General features: G+C 75.2%; 15 protein-coding genes. 10 read left to right on the top strand and 5 right to left on the bottom strand.

What is annotated here, in order from left to right:
• The first annotated feature begins 81 nt into the window (after window positions 1–81).
• The gene (locus ACFV7Q_RS13405; RefSeq protein WP_385427802.1) at window positions 82–345 is read left to right on the top strand and encodes a DUF6158 family protein; all 264 of its coding nucleotides are present in this window, start codon (window positions 82–84) and stop codon (window positions 343–345) included.
• Between the two features lie 129 nt (window positions 346–474).
• Here ACFV7Q_RS13405 and ACFV7Q_RS13400 read toward each other — a convergent pair whose 3' ends face one another.
• Window positions 475–1,854: a helix-turn-helix domain-containing protein gene (locus tag ACFV7Q_RS13400; RefSeq protein ID WP_385427799.1), complete on the bottom strand. Its 1,380-nt coding sequence runs from the start codon at window positions 1,852–1,854 to the stop codon at window positions 475–477.
• Between the two features lie 139 nt (window positions 1,855–1,993).
• Between ACFV7Q_RS13400 and ACFV7Q_RS13395 the strand changes: the two genes are divergently transcribed.
• On the top strand, window positions 1,994–3,415 hold the full coding sequence (locus tag ACFV7Q_RS13395; RefSeq protein WP_385427796.1) for a M64 family metallopeptidase: 1,422 nt from the start codon (window positions 1,994–1,996) through the stop codon (window positions 3,413–3,415).
• 23 nt (window positions 3,416–3,438) lie between these two features.
• Here the strand turns inward: ACFV7Q_RS13395 and ACFV7Q_RS13390 are convergent, their stop codons facing one another.
• Entirely contained in the window at window positions 3,439–4,602 is a 1,164-nt protein-coding gene (locus tag ACFV7Q_RS13390) for a serine hydrolase domain-containing protein (protein ID WP_385427793.1), read from the bottom strand.
• A 104-nt stretch (window positions 4,603–4,706) separates the two neighbouring features.
• Here ACFV7Q_RS13390 and ACFV7Q_RS13385 point away from each other — a divergent pair, with 104 nt between their 5' ends.
• Window positions 4,707–5,789, top strand: a complete 1,083-nt coding sequence (locus ACFV7Q_RS13385) for a GNAT family N-acetyltransferase (protein ID WP_385427790.1) — start codon at window positions 4,707–4,709, stop codon at window positions 5,787–5,789.
• Here the strand turns inward: ACFV7Q_RS13385 and ACFV7Q_RS13380 are convergent.
• Complete coding sequence (locus ACFV7Q_RS13380; protein ID WP_385427787.1) at window positions 5,783–6,196, bottom strand: peptidase inhibitor family I36 protein; 414 nt, start codon at window positions 6,194–6,196, stop codon at window positions 5,783–5,785. The genes ACFV7Q_RS13385 and ACFV7Q_RS13380 overlap by 7 nt on opposite strands.
• Complete coding sequence (locus tag ACFV7Q_RS13375) at window positions 6,189–7,127, bottom strand: hypothetical protein (RefSeq protein ID WP_385427784.1); 939 nt, start codon at window positions 7,125–7,127, stop codon at window positions 6,189–6,191. The genes ACFV7Q_RS13380 and ACFV7Q_RS13375 overlap by 8 nt, the downstream gene beginning before the upstream one ends.
• A gap of 154 nt (window positions 7,128–7,281) precedes the next feature.
• On the opposite strand from ACFV7Q_RS13375, the gene ACFV7Q_RS13370 reads away from it, so the two are divergent.
• From ACFV7Q_RS13370 to ACFV7Q_RS13350, 5 genes are all read left to right on the top strand, one after another.
• The gene (locus tag ACFV7Q_RS13370) at window positions 7,282–10,140 is read left to right on the top strand and encodes a hypothetical protein (RefSeq protein WP_385427782.1); all 2,859 of its coding nucleotides are present in this window, start codon (window positions 7,282–7,284) and stop codon (window positions 10,138–10,140) included.
• A gap of 135 nt (window positions 10,141–10,275) precedes the next feature.
• On the top strand, window positions 10,276–10,734 hold the full coding sequence (locus ACFV7Q_RS13365; protein ID WP_385427779.1) for an Imm21 family immunity protein: 459 nt from the start codon (window positions 10,276–10,278) through the stop codon (window positions 10,732–10,734).
• Between the two features lie 175 nt (window positions 10,735–10,909).
• Window positions 10,910–11,908: an isopenicillin N synthase family dioxygenase gene (locus ACFV7Q_RS13360; protein WP_385427776.1), complete on the top strand. Its 999-nt coding sequence runs from the start codon at window positions 10,910–10,912 to the stop codon at window positions 11,906–11,908.
• A gap of 120 nt (window positions 11,909–12,028) precedes the next feature.
• Window positions 12,029–13,237, top strand: a complete 1,209-nt coding sequence (locus ACFV7Q_RS13355) for an alpha/beta hydrolase family protein (RefSeq protein ID WP_385427773.1) — start codon at window positions 12,029–12,031, stop codon at window positions 13,235–13,237.
• Between the two features lie 48 nt (window positions 13,238–13,285).
• Entirely contained in the window at window positions 13,286–13,819 is a 534-nt protein-coding gene (locus ACFV7Q_RS13350) for a GNAT family N-acetyltransferase (RefSeq protein WP_385427770.1), read from the top strand.
• An 86-nt stretch (window positions 13,820–13,905) separates the two neighbouring features.
• On the opposite strand, the gene ACFV7Q_RS13345 is transcribed toward ACFV7Q_RS13350, so the two are convergent.
• A complete protein-coding gene (locus ACFV7Q_RS13345; protein ID WP_385427767.1) occupies window positions 13,906–14,715 on the bottom strand; it encodes an HNH endonuclease family protein in 810 nt (269 codons plus the stop codon).
• Between the two features lie 236 nt (window positions 14,716–14,951).
• Here ACFV7Q_RS13345 and ACFV7Q_RS13340 point away from each other — a divergent pair, with 236 nt between their 5' ends.
• Both ACFV7Q_RS13340 and ACFV7Q_RS13335 read left to right on the top strand, forming a co-directional pair.
• Window positions 14,952–15,821, top strand: coding sequence for a DUF4132 domain-containing protein (locus ACFV7Q_RS13340; protein WP_385427765.1), 870 nt, complete (start codon window positions 14,952–14,954; stop codon window positions 15,819–15,821).
• Window positions 15,818–20,318: DNA-binding protein (locus ACFV7Q_RS13335; RefSeq protein WP_385427762.1), on the top strand; the 4,501-nt coding region annotated here is incomplete at its 3' end. The genes ACFV7Q_RS13340 and ACFV7Q_RS13335, both read left to right, overlap by 4 nt.

Raw genomic sequence — 20,318 nt, 5'->3', positions numbered from 1 at the left:
CGGCCGGGCCGAAAGGGCCCGCGGAGGGGATGATGGAGGCACCGGGTCCGTCGGCGACGCAGAGCAGGAGGTGTAGCGGCCATGGCTGAGCACGACGGCGGTCCGTCGGCGCGGAAGCTGGAGGAAGGCAGGCTGCTCAAGGAGCTGGAAGCCATCCACCGCACGCGCCACGAGACCCTGCTGCACGGGTCGGACGACGCGCTGGTGACCCACACGCAGCGGATGAACGAGCTGGAACACGAGTACGTGCGCCGCCACCCGCAGCGCGCCCAGACGGCAGGGCGCACCCGCTCGGGCGCCCGCGCCCGCACGAGCGCGGAGCAGGAGCAGCCCGACGGCACCTGACCCGCACCGGAGCCCGCGCCCGCGCCAGGGCCGGATCGCCCCCACGCACCCGGGGTGCGCCCGGTGAACGGGCGCACCCCGCGCCCGGCGCGCCCGGATCTGCCAGCCCGCTCACTCCTGCCGGACCGCTCACTCCTGCCGGACCGGGCGGTCCGGCCCGACCGGACCGCCCCCGAGCACCGCCGGCGGGGCCGCCGGCGCCGGGCCCAGCGTCGTCGTGCCCGGGGCGGCACGGTGCCCCAGACCGGTCCGGTAGGCGTCCAGCGCCGCCTCGGTGCGGCCGGTGCGCCGCAGCAGGTCGCCCAGCAGCCGGCACAGGTCCGCCAGGTCCCCGCTGGCCCCGCTCCGCTCCAGCAGGGCCAGCGCCTGCACGTAGTGCTGCTCGGCGCACTCGGTCTCCCCGCGCTCCTCCGCCATCAGGCCGAGCAGTCGGTGGGCCCCGCCCGCGTGCACCGCCCCGTGGCTGTCGCCCAGTTCCAGTAGGCCCGCGAGCAGTTCGGCCGCCTCCTCGCCGCGGCCCAGTCGGCGCAGCACGTCCGCCAGCTCGACCTCCACCTGCGCCGTGTAGAGGGCCGCCCGCCGGGCCGCCAGCATGTCCCGTGCCGTGCGCAACTCGGCCTCCGCCGCCACGAGGTCGCCGTTCTGCGCCTGCACGTAGCCCCGCATCCAGTGGCAGTGCGCCAGGTCCGTCCGCAGCCGCAACTGCCGGTAGACAGCCTGCGCCTTGGCGAGGGAGGCGTCGGCGTCGGCGGCGCGCCCGGCCGCCAGGAAAGTCCGCGCCACCTGCCGGTGCATCCCCGCCACCAGGGCCGGGTCGTCGACCCGCGGGGCCAGGGCGAGGGCGATCTCCGCGGCCCGGGCCGCCCGCGCGTGGGCGCCCATGTCGATGTACGGGCCGATCACCGCCGCGTACAACAGCACCAGCGCCTCGGGATCGGCCAGCCCGCTCGCGTCGAGCTCGTCGATCGCCGACTCCAGCAGGTAGCAGGCGTAGCGCAGCTCCCCGGCGAGCAGGTGGGCGACGGCCCGCCCGCGGACCGCGCGGGCCCGCCGGGGCAGCGGCTCGGCGGCCAACAGCCGCTCGACGCCTTCGAAGTGCTCGATCGCGGCGACCAGTTCACCCGACTCCAGGGCGCAGTCGCCCAGCCCGAGCAGCGCCTCGGCCCGCTCGGCCGCGAGGCCGAGCCGCTCGGCGTCCGCCAACAGCTGCCGGTAGCGGGCCGCGGCCTCCGCGGCCTCGCCGGTCGCCAGCGTCCGCTGCGCGTCGGTGAGGGCGAGCCGCAGCTCGGTGGCCAGATGGGCGGGGCGGCCGGTGGTGAGCTCCTCGTAAGAGGTCCCGAGCCGCTCGGCGAGGAAGCGCAGCGCCGCCTCGGAGGGCCTGACCCTGCCCGCCTCCAGCGTCGAGACGTAGGCGGCGGTGTACGAAGGTTCCGCCAATGCCCGCTGCGTCAGACCGCGTTCGGCGCGCATCCGGGCAACCCTGCGACCGATCTCGGCCGGTTCGTCCATGAAGACCCCCTGCTGGTTCCAACTCCCCAGTATTCAGGGGTCGCAGGCCATTGCACATGCCCCGGACCCTCCCTAGGTTAAGCAGCTGCTTCACTGCACTTACCCGCCTGCTTAACCGCCTTTCCCCGGGGAGGACTTCATGGACCGAGCCGTCCGCACGGCCCTGCGAGCCGCCGTCGCCGCGGCCGGGGCGACCGCGCTGCTGCTGGCCGCGGGCCCGGTCGGAGCGACCGCCGCGCCCGCACCCGCGCCGCCGTCCTCGCCCGCGTCCGCACTGCCGCACCCGCCCGCGTCCACCTCCTCTCCCGCCGCGTCCGCCGCGGCCGGGGCCGGTCCCCGGGTGGAGGTGCCGGGGCCGGAGGACGGCACCGTCGCGGGATCCGGCCACGTCCGGGTGTCCGCCGCCGGCCGCGCCAAGGAGGGCGCCCGACTCTCCGATGCCGGCCGGGCCGCCGACGGCCGGGTCACCAAGATCGTCGACGGCGGACCCACCGCGGACCGCCTCGACATCGTCGTCGTGGGCGACGGCTACACCACCGCCGAGTTGGACCGCTTCCACGCCGACGCCCGTGCCAAATGGGCCGAGATCACCGCCGTCGAGCCGTACGCCACCTACCGCAACCTCTTCAACGTGTGGACCGTCGACGCCGTCTCCCACGACACCGGCGTCACCGGCGACCCCACCCCCGCCACCGTCCGCGACACCGCCCTCGGCTCGTACTTCTGGTGCGAGGACATCGAACGGCTGCTGTGCATCGACCAGCCGAAGGTGGACGCGTACGTGGCGAAGGCACCCGACGCCGACCTGGTCCTCGTCCTCGCCAACAGCGCCAAGTACGGCGGCGCCGGCTACAACGAGCGCAGCGACACCCTCGGCTACGAGGGCATCTCCACCGCCTCCGCGGGCAACGCCAAGTCCGGGCAGGTCGCCATCCACGAGACCGGCCACTCCCTGGGCAAGCTCGCCGACGAATACTTCTACCCCGACACCCCCGGCTACGAGCGGTACGAGGGCCCCGAGCCCGGCGACTCCAACAGTTCCACGCTGACCGCCGACCGGATGGCCGCCGAGCGGGCCAAGTGGTACCGGTGGCTCGGCGAGCCGTCACCCGACGGCGGCACCGTCGGCACCTACGAGGGCGGCGGCTACTACGTCACCGGCTTGCACCGGCCCACCGACAGCTCGCTCATGCGGACCCTCGGCAAGCCCTTCAACCTGCCCGGCACCGAGGCGATGATCGGCGGCTTCTACCAGCACGCCCGGCCCCTCACCCCCCTCACCCCGACCACCCGCACCCTGCGGCTGCCCCACACCGCGAAGGTGTCCGTACCCCGGCTCGCCGGCGCCGACGGGCGGCAGCTCGACGTCCGCTGGCACCTCGACGGACGGGAGCTGAAGCGCCTCGCCGGCCGGACCGAGGTCGCCGTGGCGGAGCTGTGGCTGCTCGACCTGCGCACCCACAGGCTGTCCGTCACCGTCGAGGACCGCACCCCCGCCGTCCGCGACCCGCAGACGGCCCGCACCCTGCGCGCCACGGCCGACTGGAAGGTCCGCCTCTGAGCACCCGCCGCACGACGCGCGGGCTACGCCGCCCGGCCCGACCGGGCGGCGTACGTCCAGAACGCGCGCATCACCTCGGGGGCGGCCGGGCCGCTCAGCTCCACCTGGGTCAGCAGTACGGCGACGGTGTCCGTCGACGGCGTGATGTGGGCCGCCGTCCCGGTGCCGCCGATCCAGCCGTACCGCCCGACCACGTTCCACGGATCCCGCGGCACCACGTCCACGGAGCCCCCGAACCCCCACCCCTGGCCCTCCAGGAACAGCTCGGCGCCCGCCCGCTGATCGGGGGTCAGCCAGTCGGTGGTCATCCGCTGCACCGACCCGTCCGTCAGGATCCGGCCCCGCCCGCCGTCGAGCGCGCCCCCGGCGAGCAGCATCCGGCAGAACGCGGCCACGTCGTCGACGGTGGAGACGAGACCGCCCCCGCCCGACGGGAACGCCGGGGCGCTGCTCCACTGCCCGTGCGGCGCGTCGACCAGCTCCAGCCCGTCGCCGGCCGCCCGGTACAGGGTGGTGAAGCGGCCCAGGTCGGCCGCCGGCACCTCGAAGCCGGTGTCGGTCATACCGAGCGGATCGAACACCCGCTCCTCCAGGAACTCGGGCAGGGACCGCCCCGACACCCTGGTCACCAGCACGCCGAGGATGTCCGAGCAGGTGTCGTACAGCCAGGCCTCACCCGGCTGGTGCAGCAGCGGGATCCGCGACAGGGCCCGCATCCACGCGTCCGGCGCCGGCACCTCCTGCGGCCGCGGCGGCCCCTGACGCAGCTCGCTGAGCAACGGCGCGACGGCGGGCAAGGAGAGGTCGCCGGGGAAGCCGATCCCGGCGCGGAAGGTGAGCAGGTCGAACACGGTGACCGCGCGGGCCGCCGGAACCACGTCCTCGACCGGGCCCGCCGGCGTCCGCACGACGACGGGCGAGGCCAGCTCCGGCAGCCACGGCGCGACCGGGTCGTCCAGCGAGCACCGGCCCTCCTCGGCCAGCATCATCACCGCGGCGGCCGTGACGGGCTTGGTCAGCGAGGCGATCCGGAAGATCGAGTCCCGGACCATCGGGACGGTTCCCTCCGCATCGGCCGACCCGACGGCGGCGACCTCCACCTCGCCGGCGCGGTCCACCAACGCCACCGCGCCGGGCAGGGCACCGCCCTCCACGAAGGGCGCCAGGACCTCGCGCAGACCGGTCATCAATTCCGCCTCTCCGCCGCGCTGCCGTCGGGTTCCGGACGCACGGCCCCGGTACGCCCGATATCCGCTGGCCCGGGCACCTGCCGCATCCTAGGGTTCCGCCCATGAAGATCACCGGCGCCCACGCCATCGAACGAGCCGTTTCCCTCATCACGCAGGCGCTCCACGACGCGGCCCACCACGACTGGACCCTGCCCGCGGCCGGTCTGGAATGGAGCTGCCACGACACGGCCGTCCACATCGTCAACGACTTCACCGTGTACGCCGCCCGGCTCACGGCCCGCGCGCAAGGCCCACTGGAGGTCGAGCGGTACACGGCCCCCGAGGCCCCGCCCGCCGAACTGGCCGGGGCCATGGCGGCCTCCGGCGCCCGGCTGGCGGCCGCCGTGGCCGCAGCCGGTCCCGACGACCGCGCCTGGCACCCGTACGGCACGGCCGACGCGGACGGCTTCGCCGCGATGGGCGTCGTCGAAGCCCTGGTGCACACCCACGACGTCCTCGACGCCCTCGGCATACACGACTTCGACCCCGACCCGGAGCTCTGCGACTTCGCCCTGGACCGGCTCTTCCCCCACACCCCTCGCGACGCCGCCGCCCCCTGGCCGACCCTGCTGTGGGCGACCGGCCGGACCGCCCTGCCCGGGCTGCCCCGCCTCGGCGCCTGGCGCTGGTACGCCGACCCCGTCCCGGCCGGCGACCGCGTCGTGCTCTGCGAGATCACCCCGGGCGTCGCCGAAGACCTCCAGGCCGGCGGCAGCGGCGGCTTCGCCTGGCCCGAGGACGGCCCCGGCCAGGGAACCCGGTTCGCCGCCGGGATGACCGCCGCGGCGTACCGGGAGGGCACCTACCGACCGGGGTGGGGCCCGTATGCCGTCGTCCGCACGCAGGACCGCCGCGCGATCGGCGGCATGGGCTTCCACGGCGCCCCGGACGCCGACGGGAACGCCGAGGTCGGCTACGACCTCGTCCCGTCGGCCCGGGGCAACGGCTTCGCCACCGACGCGCTGAACGGCCTGACCACATGGGCCTTCGGGCAGCCCGATCCGGCCGTCGTCCTGCACGCCAGGGTCGACGAGGACAACGCCCCCTCCCACGGCGTGGTCGAACGGGCCGGCTTCGAGCGCACCGGAACCGCCGGAGGGCAGGTCCGGTACGCCCTGCGGGCTCCCGGGGGCGGCCGTCAGTAGCCGCAGTTGGTGACCCACTTGTGGGAGGAGATCCGGTCGTTCCATTCCCACGGGACGTTGCCGGCCGAGCCGTTGGGCGCGCAGGTGGAGGCCCCGCCGTAGTTGACGTGCTCGTAGACGCGCACGTCCCCGTAGGACCCGGCGTAGCCGTTGTTCCACCACGACGACGCCTTGTCGTTCATGTCGAAGGTCCCGCTGGCGCCGCACGTCCGCCAGTCGGCGTCGTTGCTGGCCCAGCCGCACGCGGCCCCGCCGCGGTTGGTGTGCTCCCAGGCCCAGTAGGTGCCGTCCGCGGCCAGGCCGGAGGCATCGGCCGGAGCGGCACCCGCCGTGGTCAGCGCGGCGGGAACGGCCAGCAGCGCGGCGGTGATCGCGCCGGCCAGGAACAGGATGCGGTACTTACGCATGGGACCCTCCAGAGGTCTCGGTGGTGGTGTCGTGCTCGGATCGCGTGAGGCGCCGCGCCTTCGGCAGCGCCTCGTTCTGGAGCCGCCACCTGAGCGTGAGCTCCGCCCGGTGCCGGGTACGGAGCTCCTCGCCGTAGGCGCGGTCCAGGGACTGGGAGACCCGGGCCAGCGGGGTGCCGGTCGCACAGGTCGCTTCGACGACGGCGAGCCCGGCCGCGGCCGCGTCCGCCTCGGCCGGCGGCAGCTCCTCGCCGTACCGGGCGGCGGCCTGCCGGGACTCGTCGGGGGTGGCGTGGGGCCGGCCCGCCGCCTTCATGCACGCCGCCCACTCGGCGACCGCGCCGGCGTACCGGGCGTCCTCACGGACCCGCGCCTCCCGAACCGGCCGCAGGTTCATCGTGACGACCTTGACCCGGAACCAGGTCGCCAGATCGCCGTACAGGCCGCGCTGCGCGTCCGCGATGCAGCCGTCCGCGGAGGCGGTGACCGTCATCCCGGTCGGCGCCTCCACCGACAGCCCCACGGGAGCGGCGCCCATCAACGCGGTACGGGCGGCCGCGCGCCCGGGCGCCGACAGTTGCCGGAACCACCGCAGGTTGGGATCGTCCTCACGGGCCCGGGCCGCCGCCCGCTCCTCCGCGCCGCCGTAGCCGTGCCCCCGGGCCCACGCGACGTCGTCCACCGCGTACGGGAAGGAACGCGCCCCCTCGTCCGGGCCCTCCGTGACCGCGTACGGGAAGCCCCGCGCGGCCATGCACCGGCTGATCAGGATCTGTTCGGCCCGGGCCAGCGTGCGGGACTCGGCGGCGCTCGGCTCGCGGGCCGGCCCCTGCGCGGACGACCGGCAGCCGTCCAGGACCAGTACGGCCGCCAGGGCCGCTGCCGTGGCGGTGGCGGCGGCCGCCGCGGCGACGGTGCGGTGTCGGTCCACCCGGGGGCTCCTTCCTGACGCGGTGCGGTGAGCGGTCGACCCAGGTGTAGCGGCGATCCGTTGTTCGGCGTCGGGGCTGCACGGGCGAACAAACAACCGCCGAACAACCCCCGGGGGACGGCAAGGATCCGAGAGTTCGGGGAAGGGTGGGGGCATGGCCCGCAAGGAGCGCCCGCTGGAAGGCGACGACGGACCGCTGCTGCGGTTCGCCGCCGCCCTGCGTCGCCTGCGCCACGAGGCGGGCTCCCCGCCCTACCGCCGCCTCGCGGCCCGCGCCCACTACTCGGTGGCCACCCTGTCCGAGGCGGCTGCCGGCCGGCGGCTGCCGAGCCTGGACGTGACCCTCGCCTACGTCCGCGCCTGCGGCGGCGACACGGGGGAGTGGGAGCGGCACTGGCACGCCGCCACCGCCGAACTGTCCGCCGGACACCGCGACGCGGACGCCGAACCTGCGGACGGGCCGGCCGCCGACCCGCCGCAGGACGGCCCCGAAGGCGTCCCGTACGTCGGCCTGGCCGCCTTCCGGGCCGAGGACGCCGGCCTGTTCTTCGGCCGGGAGCGGCTCGTCGAGGACCTCCTCGCCACCCTGGCCCGCCACCGGGTCGTCGCCCTCGTCGGCGCATCCGGAGCCGGCAAGTCCTCCCTCCTGCACGCCGGACTGCTGCCCCGGCTCCGGCGGGACGCCCCGCACACCGCGGCCCGCGTCCTGACCCCCGGACCCGATCCGATGGAGCGCCTGGAGGAGGCCCTCGCCGCGCCGCGCGAGCCCGCCACCGCCGACGAACTCGTCCTGGTCGTCGACCAGTTCGAGGAAGTCTTCACCGTGTGCGCCGACCCCGCCGCCCGGGACCGGTTCATCGCCGCCCTCGTCGGGGAAACGCGACGCCCCGGCTCCGGCTGCCGCGTGGTCCTGGGCGTCCGCGCCGACTTCTACGCCCACTGCACCCGTCACGCCCCGCTCGTCGCCGTCCTGCGCGACGCACAGACCGTCGTCGGCCCCATGACCGCGGCCGAACTCCGCCGTGCCGTCGTCGAACCGGCCCGCCGGGCGGGCCTCACCGTGGAGGGCGCCCTCCAGGCCACCCTCGTCGCCCACGCACACGGGCAGGTCGGCGCCCTGCCCCTGCTGTCCCACGCCCTCCTGGAGACGTGGCGGCGGCGCCGCGGGGCCGCCCTGACCCTGAACGGCTTCCACGCCGCGGGAGGTTTCGAAGGAGCCCTCGCCCAGTCCGCGGAAGCCCTGTACGCCTCCCTCACCCCCCGTCAGCAGCGGCTGGCCCGCCAGACCTTCGTCCACCTCATCGCCCTCGGCGAGGGCACCGAGGACACCAAACGCCCCGTCGCCCGCGACGAACTGCCCTCGGACGCCGATACCGCGACCGTGCTGGCCCGCGCCGCCCGGCTGCGCCTGCTCACCCTCGACGACGGCCGCGTCGAGCTCACCCACGAGGCGCTGATCCGCGCCTGGCCCCGGCTGCGGGGCTGGCTCACCGACGACCGCGAACGCCTGCGGCTGCACCGCCGCCTCACCGAAGCCGCCCGGGCCTGGGAGCACCTGGGGCGCGACCCCGGCGCCCTGTACCGGGGCACCCGGCTCGCCCTCGCCCGCGACCTCGCCGCCGGCCGTGCCACCGCACTCACCGACGCGGAGCGGGACTTCCTCGACGCCGGACTCGCCGCGGAGGAGGCCGCCGGGAACTCGGCCCGACGCCGCGCCCGCCGCCTCGGCTACCTCGTCGCCCTGCTCGCCGCCCTCGTCGTGGTCGCCGGCGTCGCCACCGCCAGCGCCGTCCGCGCCGGCGCCGAGGTCACCCGGCAGCGCAACGACGCCGTCGCCCGCAACCTCGCCGACAGCACGATCGACCTCACCACCACCGAGCCCGGTCTGGCCGTCCAGCTCAGCCTGGCCGCCTACCGCCTCTCGCCCACCCCGAAAACCCGGGACAGCCTGGTCAGCGCCCTGATGACGACGATGCCGGCGCACCCCAAGGAGGTCGCCGCGCTCGCCTACCGCCCCGACGGCCGGCAGCTGGCCACCGCCAGCGGGGACCACACCGCCAGGCTGTGGCGGACCAACGGCGCCGACCGGCCGTCCCACCTGGCCACGCTGACCGGGCACAGCGGCGACGTACGCTCCGTGGCCTACCGCCCCGACGGCCGCACCCTGGCCACCGGATCCGCCGACGGCACCGCCCGCCTGTGGGACGTCTCCGACCCGGCCCGGCCCGCCGCCCTGGCGGTGCTCACCGGGCAGGGGGGTGAGGTGCGCGCCCTCGCCTACAGCCCCGAAGGGCACACGCTCGCCACCTCCGGCAGCGACGGCAGCGTGGGCCTGTGGAACGTCGCCGACGCCGCCCGCCCCGCCCTCCTCGCCCGGCTCGGCGGGCACCGCGATGCGGTCCGCGCCGTCGCCTTCGCCCCCGACGGGCGCACCCTGGCCAGCGCGGGCGAGGACTCCACCGTCCGGCTCACCGATGTGGCGGACCCGCGCCGCCCGGTCCCGCTGGCCGCCCTGGAAGGCCATGACACCGCCGTGTTCTCCGTCGCCTTCAGCCCCGACGGCGCCGTCGTGGCCTCCGCGGGCGGTGGCCGCTCCCCGATCCGGCTGTGGAACCTCGCCGACCCGCGGCGGCCCGCTCCGCTCGCCGCCCTCACCGGCCACACCGACGTGGTCGGCTCCGTGGTGTTCAGCCCCGACGGACGCACCCTCGCCAGCGCGAGCGATGACCGCACGGTCCGCCTGTGGAGCGTGGCCCGCCGCGCCCGCCCCGGGCTGCTGACCACGCTCACCGGCCATGCCACCGCCGTCGGCTCGGTCGCCTTCAGCCCCGACGGCGCCGTGCTGGCCTCCGGCGGCTTCGACACCACCGTCCGGCTGACCGGCACCGACCTCGCCCGGGTGATCGCCGGGGCATGCGCCCACCCCGGTCCCCGGATCACCCGCGCGCAGTGGGCCGCCCACCTGCCGTACGTCCCCTACTCCCCGCCCTGTGCCGGCCTGGAGCGCCCCTGAGCGGTGCGGCCGGGGGACTCCCGGCCGGCCGGCCCGGAGTCCCCGCGCCGGACTGTCGGCGCCCCGTGCTACTCATGGGGCACGGCAGACGCGGACCCGCGTCGCAATAGGGGGGACGGGAACTCGATGGTGTCGGTGAACTGGCTCGACGGGACGGACTTCGGTTACTACGCGCTGTGCCCTGCAGGATACGTGCCGGATTGGGACGGCACCGAGGCCCACACGGAGCTGGAGGCGTACATCAACAAGATCCTGCTCCCCGGCCACGGAGAAGTCCTCACGATCGGCGGCGAGGCCCTCCCCGTGGCCTACCTGCCCGAGAGCATGACCTTCGTCCAGAACGTCGGCTCCGACGAGAGCATCGACCTCCACGGGGAGGTGGAGCGGGCCATGACCGCACCGGGGTGGCAGGACGCCGTCGAGATCGTCCTGGGCGGGCAGTACGCGCTGATCGACGCCTTGGTGCCGGGTGCGGACACGGAAGAGGAGTACATGCTCCGCCTCGACGTCCCCCACGGCCGCTACCGGGTGCAGTCCTCCTACCTCGAACACCCGCTGGGGGAGTTCTACCTCCACCGACTGCAGGCGGTCTGACCCCGCCCGATCGTGCACCGGTGCGGAAGCCGTGCCACACGCGGCGGATCCGCCCCCACCGGTCGACGGGGAGACGGCGCGGCGCGGCGCGTCCGCCAGTCCCACACGGCACCACCCGCTGCCGTACTAGCCTCGGTGGCGGACGTCCGACACCGGCTCGGAAAGGCAGGCCGACATGGCGGGTTCACTTCGTGAGACCAGCGGCGAGCAAGCGGGCTCCCCGATCCCCGTGATCGACCTCCGGCCGTGGCGGTCCGGCGGCCCGGCGGCCCGCGCACGGATCGCCGCCCGGGTCGACGAGGCCCTCCGGGCCGCCGGGTTCCTCCTGGTCACCGGGCACGGCATCGACCCCGCCCTGCCCGCCCGGATCCGTGCCGCCGCCCGTACGTTCTTCCGGCTGCCCGCCCGGGTGAAGGAGCCCTACGCGGTCACCGTCGGCGGCCGCGGCTGGCTCGGCCCGGGCGCCGAGGCCAACAGTTACGCGGAAGGCGCGGCCTCCCCGCCCGACCTGAAGGAGTCCTGGTCCTGGGCGGCGGACGAACCCACCGGCGACCCCGCGGTGGACGCCGAGTGGTTCCGCCCGAACGCCTGGCCGGCCGAAGTGCCCGCACTCAGGCCTCCGGTGGAGGAGTACCTCACCCGGATGCGGGCCCTGTCCGACGAGCTGCTCGAACTCCTCGCCGGCGCCCTGGGCCTCGACCCGGACCACTTCACCCGCCACACCGGCCACCCCACCTGGGGCTTCAACCTCAACTGGTACCCGGGCACCGAGGTCCTCGGCCCGCCGCTGCCCGGCCAGTACCGCATCGGCGCCCACACCGACTTCGGCACCGTCACCGTCCTCGACCGGGAGCCGGGCGCGGGCGGCCTCCAGATCCACACCGATGCCGACGGCTGGCAGGACGCCCCGTACGACCCGGCCGCCCTCACCGTCAACATCGGCGACCTGCTCGCCCGCTGGACCGGGGACCGCTGGCGGGCCGGCCGCCACCGGGTGCTGCCGCCGCCCGCCGACCTGCCCGCCGAGGAACTGGTGTCGCTGGTGTACTTCTACGAATGTGATCCGCACACCCGCGTCGAGTCCCTGCCGCAGCCGATCGGCCGAGTCGTGCACGAGCCGGTCGACTCCCACGCGTACCTGCGGGCCAAACTGAACGCGATCAGCGTCTCCTGAGACCGCCCCGGCTGGCCTTCCGTCACCCCCGCGGCGGACGGAAGGTGCTCCCGTGGGCGGAGCACCGGATCAACCTCCGAGCTGACGATCAACCGCACCGCCCGCAGGTACGTTCGACACATGAACCGACGCCGTACCGCCGCTGCCGCCGCCTTAGGCGCCCTGCTCCTTCCGCTCGTCCTGACCACCGCCGGAACCGCCTCGGCGGCCGCGCCCACGACGGGGGCGCCGACCACGCCGGCCGCCGCGTCCGCGCCCGCCACCACCGGTGTGGTCCGACCCGAACTGCCCCGTGTGACCGGCCCGTTCGCCGTAGGACAGGAAACCCTCCACCTCGTCGACCACAGTCGCACCGACCCCTGGGCCGGGACCGGCCCGCGCGAGCTGATGGTCACCATGCGCTACCCGGCCCACCGCGGCACCGGCGGGCCCGTGGCCCCGTACCTCACCGACGACGAGGCCCGCCTGCTGATCGCCGACCGGGGCATGGAGCAGCAGGTCGCGGTCGAAAGCCTGGCCGGGACGAAGGCGTACGCCAGGTCCGGGGCGCGCCCCGTCGGCGGCCGCCACCCGCTGGTCGTGCTCTCGCCCGGCTTCACCGTGCCCCGGGGCACGCTCACCTCGCTGGCCGAGGAACTCGCCTCCCGCGGCTACGTCGTCGCCGCCGTGGACCACGCGTACGAGACCGCCGGCACGAGCTTCCCCGGCGGGCGGGTCCTGACCTGCAAGGCCTGCGACATCGTCCGACAGACGAAGGACTTCAAGCCGGTGGCGGACAACCGCGCCCGGGACGTGTCCTTCCTGCTGGACCGGCTCACCGGACGGCACCCGGCCTGGCGGCACAGCGGCCTGATCGACCGGAACCGGATCGCCGCGGCCGGCCACTCCATGGGCGGCTCCGCCGCGGCCGCCGTGATGGCCGCCGACCCGCGGGTCCGCGCCGGCATCGACATGGACGGCGGGCTGTTCTCGCCCGTACCCGAGGGCGGACTGCAGGGCCGGCCCTTCATGCTGCTCGGCGGGGCCGACGCGGTCCCCGGGAGCATGCCCGGCAACCCGGCCGGCTGGGACGCCAACTGGCCCCGGCTCGACGGCTGGAAGCGGTGGATCACCTTCGCCGACTCGCACCACTTCACCTTCACCGACTGGCCGACCGTCAGCGACCAGCTCGGCCTGCCGAGGATGAGCCCGCTGCCGGGCGACCGCTCCCTCGAACTGACCCGCCGCTACGTGGGCGCCTTCTTCGACCGTCACCTCAAGGGCATACCGCAGCCCCTGCTCGACGGCCCGTCCGCCGACGCGCCCGAGGTCCGCTTCCACCACCCCTGACCGGGTCCGATTACCGCAGGCGGGCGACGTTTCGGCAGGATGGGGGGCATGACCGAGATCCGCACCCCCCGCCTCCTCCTGCGCCGCTGGGACGACGACGACCTCGTCCCCCTGTCGGAGATCAACGCCGATCCGGCGGTGATGCGCTGGATCGGCGACGGCTCCCCGCTCGACCTGGAGCAGACCGCCGACGAGATCGAGCGGTGGGAGGACGAATGGGACGAGGAGGGCTTCGGCCCCTTCGCCGTCGAACTGCTGGGCTCCGGCGAGCTGATCGGCGCTGTCGGGCTGTCGGTGCCCGAGCACCTGCCGGAGCTGCTGCCCGCCGTGGACATCCGCTGGCGGCTCGGCCGGCAGTACTGGGGCCAGGGCTACGCCTCCGAGGCCGCCCAGGCCGCCCTGGAATTCGCCCTCCAGGACCGTGGCCTGGACCGGGTGATCGCCGTCGTCCGGGCCGGTGACCGGGCCTCCGACAACGTGGCCGAGAAGCTCGGCATGGCGCCCCAGGGGGAGGCCACCGACCCGGAGCACGGACACCTGCTCCAGGTGTACGGCATCGACCTCACCGAGTACGAGGCCTGATCCCGTACCCGTCAGGTCGGGGCGGGCCGGGGCGGGAGCGGGCGCGGGCCGGGCGCGGTGCCCCGGCGCCGCGCCCCGACCGCCCTTCAGGTCGCGCAGGTGTCCAGCATCGTCGTGAGCATCTTCTTCTCCGCTTCGGTGACCGTCAGGCCGTAGGCGGACTTCACCGTCGTCCACGCCCGCCCGTACAGGCACCAACTCGACCGGTCCGGTGGCTGCCACTGGTCCGGGCTCTGGTCGCCCTTGGACCGGTTCGAGGCGGCCGTGACCGCCAGCAGTTGCGGGCGGGCCAGGTCGTTGGCGAACGCCTTCCGTCTGGCGGCGTCCCACGCGGCCGCGCCCGTGCGCCACCCCTCGGCGAGCGGCACCATGTGGTCGATGTCCATCTTCGACGCGTCGGTCACCACCACACCGTCGTACAGGCTCTTCCACGTCCCGGAGGCCGCCCGGCACTCCGCGTCCTGCACCACGTCCGTACCGTCGCGCCGGAGGACCACCTCGCGCGTGTTGCACGTACCGCCCTGCTCCGCCCAGTGCGTGAACCTGTCGCGGCTGTAACCGGCCATCGTTCCCACCGGCGCCACCGTGAGCCCCGCCAGCTGCGTACGGGCCGCCTCGACGCCCACCACGCCCGGCAGCTCCCCGCCGCCCGCCTCCCCGCCCGCCTTCCCGTCTCCGCCCGCCTTCCCGTCTCCGCCCGCCTTCCCGTCGCCGGCCGACGGCGTCGCGGTCGGCCCCTTCGGCGCCGGCGCGGTCGTCGGTGAACCTCCCGGTGACGGCGGGGCGGAGGCCAGGGAACCCGCCCGGTCCGTGCCGCCCGCAGTACAGCCCGCGGCGGCCAGGAGCAGCGAAGCCGCCAACACGGCGCCCCGCACGACCCGTATCTGACGTTCCATGAACTGTCCCCCGAGACCCCGGTTCGCGCACTGTCTCGAAAACAGTACCCAGAACCGGACATTCAGCCCAGGGTGCGGGCCCTGCAGCAGTCCCGGAACCCCCATGTGAGCCCCCTGGAAGGGCGTTGTCAGTGGCCCCGGCTAATCTCCCCGCATACCGCAGCTCAGGGGGGCTTTTTCGGCCGTACCCGCCGCTGCGCGGAATCGGATCGGGCAGGCGGAAAGGCGCGAGGCACATGGCTTGGCTGGCGGCGGGCGAAGGTTACGAGATCGCCCTGGTGGAAGGAAAGGTGGCGGCGCGGTCCACCACCGGGCGCACGGCGGGGCGGCAGCTGAAATCACTGCCCAAGGCCCTGCGCGACCACCCCGAGGTGGACCGGCTGCGCCGGCTCGCCGAATGGCTCGACCGGCACGAGGCGGCCTGCACCGCCCAGGTCGACACCTGGATGGTGTCCTCGCTGCCCGTGCCCACCGCCCTCCTCGCCCGGGTCTGGCCGGACGAGGCCTGGCAGAACGCGCTGCGCGACCTGGCCGTCGTCGGCGACGACCCGGACGAGGTGGGCTTCCTGCGCGACGCCACCGCCTCCGGCGAGCTGAAGGTGGTCAACCTCGACGGTGAGACCGTACGGCTCTCCCCCCGCACCGTGACCCTGCCCCACCCGGTGCTGCTGCCGGACCTGGACGACGTACGGGACTTCGCGGCCGAACTCGGCATCGTGCAGCGCGTCGAGCAGATCCACCGGGCGACCTGGCTCAAGCCCGAGGGGCTCGCCGCCAAGGACACCGAGGTACGCGACTACGCGGGCGGTGTCTTCCCCAACCGGTTCGGACTGGCCGCCCGTGCCACGGGCCTCGGCTACCGGGTGTCCGGCGGCTACGCCACCTGTGCGGTCCGCGACACCGGCCGGGCCACCGAGGCCGCCGTCTGGATCGGCGAGCCCTACTACGACGCAGAAGCCACCACCGGCGCCCTGAGCTGGCACGACGAGGACGGCCGGGCGGTGCGCCTCACCGAGGTCGGACCGGTCGCTTGGTCGGAGGGCATGCGCATGGCCGCCGCACTGTACGCCGGACGCAAGATCGAAGAGGGCAAGGACGCACGATGACCACCACGACCACGACAACGACCGCGGCCACCGCCGCCACGAGCACGCCCACGCCCGGCTCGGCGACCGAGGCCGAACTGCTGCTGAAGGCCGGCGCCGTGCTCCCGGTCGGCACCGACGACGCAGGACGCTCCGCGGTCGACCTGACCGCCCGCACCTACCGCCACCCCGCCCTCCCCGACGGCCGCGTCGTCGTCCGGCTCGCCCCGGCCGAACTCGGCCCGGCCGAGGACCTGGCCGCCGGCTTCCTCGGCCTCGTCCCCGACGAGGGCGAGCCGCCCGTCGTCGGCCTCGGCCAGCGCCAGGCCCTCGGCTTCCCCGAGTGGATCCTCGTCCACCACCCCGAGGACGGCCACCACGCCCTCGCGGTCGTCCCCGAGCTCGACCGGGCCGCCCGCCAGGCCAAGACGAAGCCCAAGGCCGCCCTCGACGCCTGCCACGAGCTGGCCGGCCGGCTCGCCGCCGCGGTACCGCACTTCCTGCCCGTCTTCTACGAGCAGGCCGCCCGCCTCTTCCTCGCCGTCGAGAACACGGCCTACGCCGCCCAGCTCTTCGGTCGCGCCCGCAGCGCCGAGGCCCAGCACGGCCTCGCCGTCGACGAGGACCGCCTCGACGCCGTCTTCCTCGAGTTCGCCCTCGTCGGTGCCCTCCCCGTGAAGGTCCTCACCGGCTACGCCAAGGACCTCTCCGCCCGCGTCGGTCCCGCCGAGGCCCACACCCGCTTCCGCCGCTTGTGCGTCCGCCGCACCGCCGGCGGCCTGCCGCCCTCGGCCCAGGCCGCGACCGAACTGCGCCGCCTCGCCCGGGCCGCCGGCCTCACCGGCAGCCAGGCCGAGCAGGAATACCTCGCCGAGCTGCTGCCGCTGCCCGCCACCCTGCGCGCCGCGTACGGCTGGTGGAAGGCCCACCGCACCGCGCTGATCGCACTGGCCCGCCGCGAACCGGCCGTACGCGGCACCCTCCTCGAACTGATGCCGCCCGGCGGCGACGGGGAACTGTCCGATCTCTGGCTGGACGTCCTGGAGGAGTCCGGTGCCACCGCCGGGCTCGTCGACGCCACCCTGCCCGCCGAGCAGCGCTGCGCCGACGGAGCCGCCGGCTGGCTGGAGCGCTACCACACCGCCCGCCACAGCGGCTGGGGGCAGCGCACCACCCCGCCGGCCCTCCTCGACCTCGTCACGCGTGCCGCTGACCGGCTGCGCACCGAACTCGCCGAGCCCGGACGCGAGGCCGGCCTGCGCATCGGCGTCCAGGACGTCGACCTGCTCGACCTGGTCCTCTCCTTGGGGATCCCGGTCGCCGACCCCGAGGAGAACTCCCGCTCGCACTACCGCCACAACCAGCTCAACGTGGCCGACTGGGCACGCGCCGACCAGCGCCGCGACCTGCTCGCCCTCGCCGCCGACCAGCGGTTCCGGCCCGCGTTCCGCCGCGCCCTCAACGCGTTCGGCGACGCCGACTCCAGCGCCGACGTCATGCGCCGGCTCGCCGCCTCCCCGGGCGGCCGCCCGATGCTCACCGAATGGATGCAGGAGGTCGCCGGCAACTCCAAGGCCGCTGGCCTGCCCGGGCTGCCCGACGCCATCAGCCGACTGACCTGGCTGCCCGCCGAAGCCCTCGAACTCGCCCGCGAGGAGGTGGCCGCCGCGGCCGCCGCCGACCTCGGCGGGATCCTCGCCCGCACCCTGCGCGGAGGCCTCTTCGAGGAGTTCGCCTGGCCCGCGTTCGAAGAGGCACTGGTCGAACTCGCGGACCGGAAGGCGCTGCACCGCAACAACTTGACCATCGTCGAGGCCTGGCCCCACCTCATCGTCGCCAACAGCATCCAGGTCCGCGTCATCGACGCCGACTCCACCGTCCTCACCCACGACCTGCGCGCGCCGGTCGGCGGCTCGTACCGGTACGGATTCCACTACGTCGACGGGGCGCTGCTCGTCTTCTGGTCCACCTGGGGCAGCGACGTCCAGGGCTACTGGCACACCGACCCGCAGAACGTCTTCACCCTCAAGACCGACCGCGCCCACTGGTCGCTGCGCTCCGACGAGATCAGCCTGCCCCTCCCCGGCGGCGGCCGCACCGTCGGCGGCGGCGTCCTGCACGCCGGGGACACCGAACTGCCCACCGAGCGGGCCCTGCTGTCCGACGGCACCTCGTACTGGGTGTGGCGGCGCCGCGAACAGGACCAGGGTTCCGGCTGGTGCGAGTACAACCCCGCCGACGGCACCCACGGCCGCTTCTCCCAACCGGCCTTCCTCACCGACGCGCTCAGCGCCCACCCCTCACACACCAGCTTCTCCGCCCACTCCGCCTGGCTGCGGCCCGCGCCCACCGTCGAGGGCTCGGCCCTCGGCGCGCCCGCCGACGGCCTCCTCGGCTGGTGCGCCGTCCGCATCAAGGGCGAGGGCTGGATCGGCCGCGACACCGCCGGCCGCACCGTCCGCGTCCCCGAGGACGCCCACACGCCCGCCGCCGCCCTCGCCGTCCCCGGCGACGACCGGCCGCGGGCCCTCACCCACCGCTGGCGCGAACTGAACATCACCGACCCCGACGGCGTCGTCACCGCGATGACCAGCGGCGACCACCGCAACGAGGGCTTCGCCACCGGCAGCGTCGCCCTCCCGCCGCTGCCCTTCTGGTACGCCCTGCGCCCCCGCGACCCCCAGGGCTCGGCGGCCCTGCGCGCCGCCGACCGGGACACCGTCGCCGCCCTGCTCACGGCGGCCGCCGCCGCGGAGAAGGCGTCCGACCTGCCCGGCCTCGTCGGTGCCGCCTTCCCGCAGGTCACCGCGCCCGAGCTGCTCGGCGGCATCATCGAGGTCCTGCGCTTCGCCCTCACCCAGCAGAAGGCCCTGGACGGCATCGCCGCCCGTCTCGACTCCGCCGAAGCCGCCGCGCCCGGCGAACCGGAGGGTCCCACGGACGCGTTCGTCGAGAACGCCCTGCGCGGCGTCATCGGCACCGGCTACTACCACTGGGGCCCCCAGCGCGACGTCGCCCACCAGTACCTGCACCGCCTCGCCGCCGCGATCGCCGATACCGGTGCCACCGCGGTTCCGGGGCGGCTCCACTTCGACGTGCCCGCGCTGGAGTACTCCGGGCTCCCGTTCACGCCGATGCTCGACCACCCCGCCGCCATCGCCTACCGGGCCGTCGCACCCGGCGCCACCGACGAGCAGCGGGCCGCCCTGTGCGGGCTGCTCGGCACGATCGACGCCCTCGGCCTGGCCTCGGCCGAAGGATCGGCCGACCGCTGGCGCCGCGTCCTGGTCCACCTCGACGACCACCACCTGCGCACCCCCGACGGCCTCGGCCGCAACTTCTCCCACCGCAGCCTGCTCCCGCTCGGCGGCGGCGCCGTCCTCGCCCTCACCGAGCACAGCGAGGGCGTACCCGGCGGAGGCGGCGAATTCGGCGCCCTGCTCCACGACCCCTCCGGCCGGTTCACCGTCCCCGGCCCCTACACCCTGCGCGGCGACGCCCCCGTCGGCGACCGCGAGCGCGGCCCCGGCTGGCTGACCGCCTTCCTCACCGAGGCCGCCGCCCACGGTCCCGCACCGCTGCGTCCCGAGGCCGCGGACGAGTTCGCACGCTTGACCGGCGTCTCCGCCACGACGGCGAAGCTGCTGCTCGCCGGCCTGCCGAACATCGACAGCTACGAGCACAACTTCCTGCCGGCCGAACTGCGCACGGCCCTCGGCGTGAAGGCCGCCGACGCCAAGCACGCCCGCACGGAGCTCAAGGCGCTCGACATCGAACTGCGCCGGTCCCTCGTCGCCGCCCTGCTGCCCGCCGACCCGGCCCGGCTGTGGTCCGACGGCCCGGACGTGGCCGCCGCCGCCGAGCTGTGGAACCGGCGCGTGGGCCGCCGTACGCCCGTACCCGAGTGGCTGCTCGCCGAGACCACCCGCGCCGTACGCACCTCCTGGCCCACGCACCGGGCCCTCGTCTCCATCCTCGACCCCGCGGCGTCCCCGTCGCTGGGCACCGACACGGAGTGGAAGGTCCAGAACGACCGGGTGGCGCCCAGCACACCGGCCGCGGAACCGTTCAACGCGACGGTCCTGACCGACACCGTGGCCGTGACCGCCTGGCTCGCCCACCGGCTGCCCGCCGGCGACGCCGTGAGGGCCGCCCTGCCGCCCGCCCTCACCGCCGTACGGCAGCGGCTCGCCGCACCCGGACTCCTGCTCGACCTCGGGTACTTCGCTTCCTTCCCCGAGTTCCGCAAGGCGGCCGGCACCCCGACCGAGACCGCCGAGGGCTACGAGCGCTACGGAGCCGTCGTCATGGCCACCCACGACGACCGGCCCAGGCCGGCCCTGCGCACCGCCCTGCTCGACTCCACCGGCTCCGACCCGTACCTGCCGGCCCTGCGCGGCGACGACCAGCAGCCGTCCGCGGCCGAGCTCGCGCTGCGCTGCGTCCACGACCCGCGGTTCGCGGCGCTGCTCGCCGACCCGGGTGCGCCGGCCGCGGGCGATCCGGACGTGGACGGGA

This window comes from Streptomyces sp. NPDC059851 (assembly GCF_042732005.1).
Lineage (GTDB): Bacteria > Actinomycetota > Actinomycetes > Streptomycetales > Streptomycetaceae > Streptomyces.
This window is presented reverse-complemented; position numbering and strand designations above follow the sequence as displayed.

Excerpts from the sequence above, each read along its gene's own strand:
- ACFV7Q_RS13380 (WP_385427787.1), bottom strand. The coding sequence starts at position 6,196 with ATGCGTAAGTACCGCATCCTGTTCCTGGCCGGCGCGATCACCGCCGCG.
- ACFV7Q_RS13360 (WP_385427776.1), top strand. The coding sequence starts at position 10,910 with ATGGCGGGTTCACTTCGTGAGACCAGCGGCGAGCAAGCGGGCTCCCCG.
- ACFV7Q_RS13370 (WP_385427782.1), top strand. The coding sequence starts at position 7,282 with ATGGCCCGCAAGGAGCGCCCGCTGGAAGGCGACGACGGACCGCTGCTG.
- ACFV7Q_RS13395 (WP_385427796.1), top strand. The coding sequence starts at position 1,994 with ATGGACCGAGCCGTCCGCACGGCCCTGCGAGCCGCCGTCGCCGCGGCC.
- ACFV7Q_RS13385 (WP_385427790.1), top strand. The coding sequence starts at position 4,707 with ATGAAGATCACCGGCGCCCACGCCATCGAACGAGCCGTTTCCCTCATC.
- ACFV7Q_RS13350 (WP_385427770.1), top strand. The coding sequence starts at position 13,286 with ATGACCGAGATCCGCACCCCCCGCCTCCTCCTGCGCCGCTGGGACGAC.
- ACFV7Q_RS13400 (WP_385427799.1), bottom strand. The coding sequence starts at position 1,854 with ATGGACGAACCGGCCGAGATCGGTCGCAGGGTTGCCCGGATGCGCGCC.
- ACFV7Q_RS13405 (WP_385427802.1), top strand. The coding sequence starts at position 82 with ATGGCTGAGCACGACGGCGGTCCGTCGGCGCGGAAGCTGGAGGAAGGC.
- ACFV7Q_RS13390 (WP_385427793.1), bottom strand. The coding sequence starts at position 4,602 with ATGACCGGTCTGCGCGAGGTCCTGGCGCCCTTCGTGGAGGGCGGTGCC.
- ACFV7Q_RS13355 (WP_385427773.1), top strand. The coding sequence starts at position 12,029 with ATGAACCGACGCCGTACCGCCGCTGCCGCCGCCTTAGGCGCCCTGCTC.
- ACFV7Q_RS13345 (WP_385427767.1), bottom strand. The coding sequence starts at position 14,715 with ATGGAACGTCAGATACGGGTCGTGCGGGGCGCCGTGTTGGCGGCTTCG.
- ACFV7Q_RS13340 (WP_385427765.1), top strand. The coding sequence starts at position 14,952 with ATGGCTTGGCTGGCGGCGGGCGAAGGTTACGAGATCGCCCTGGTGGAA.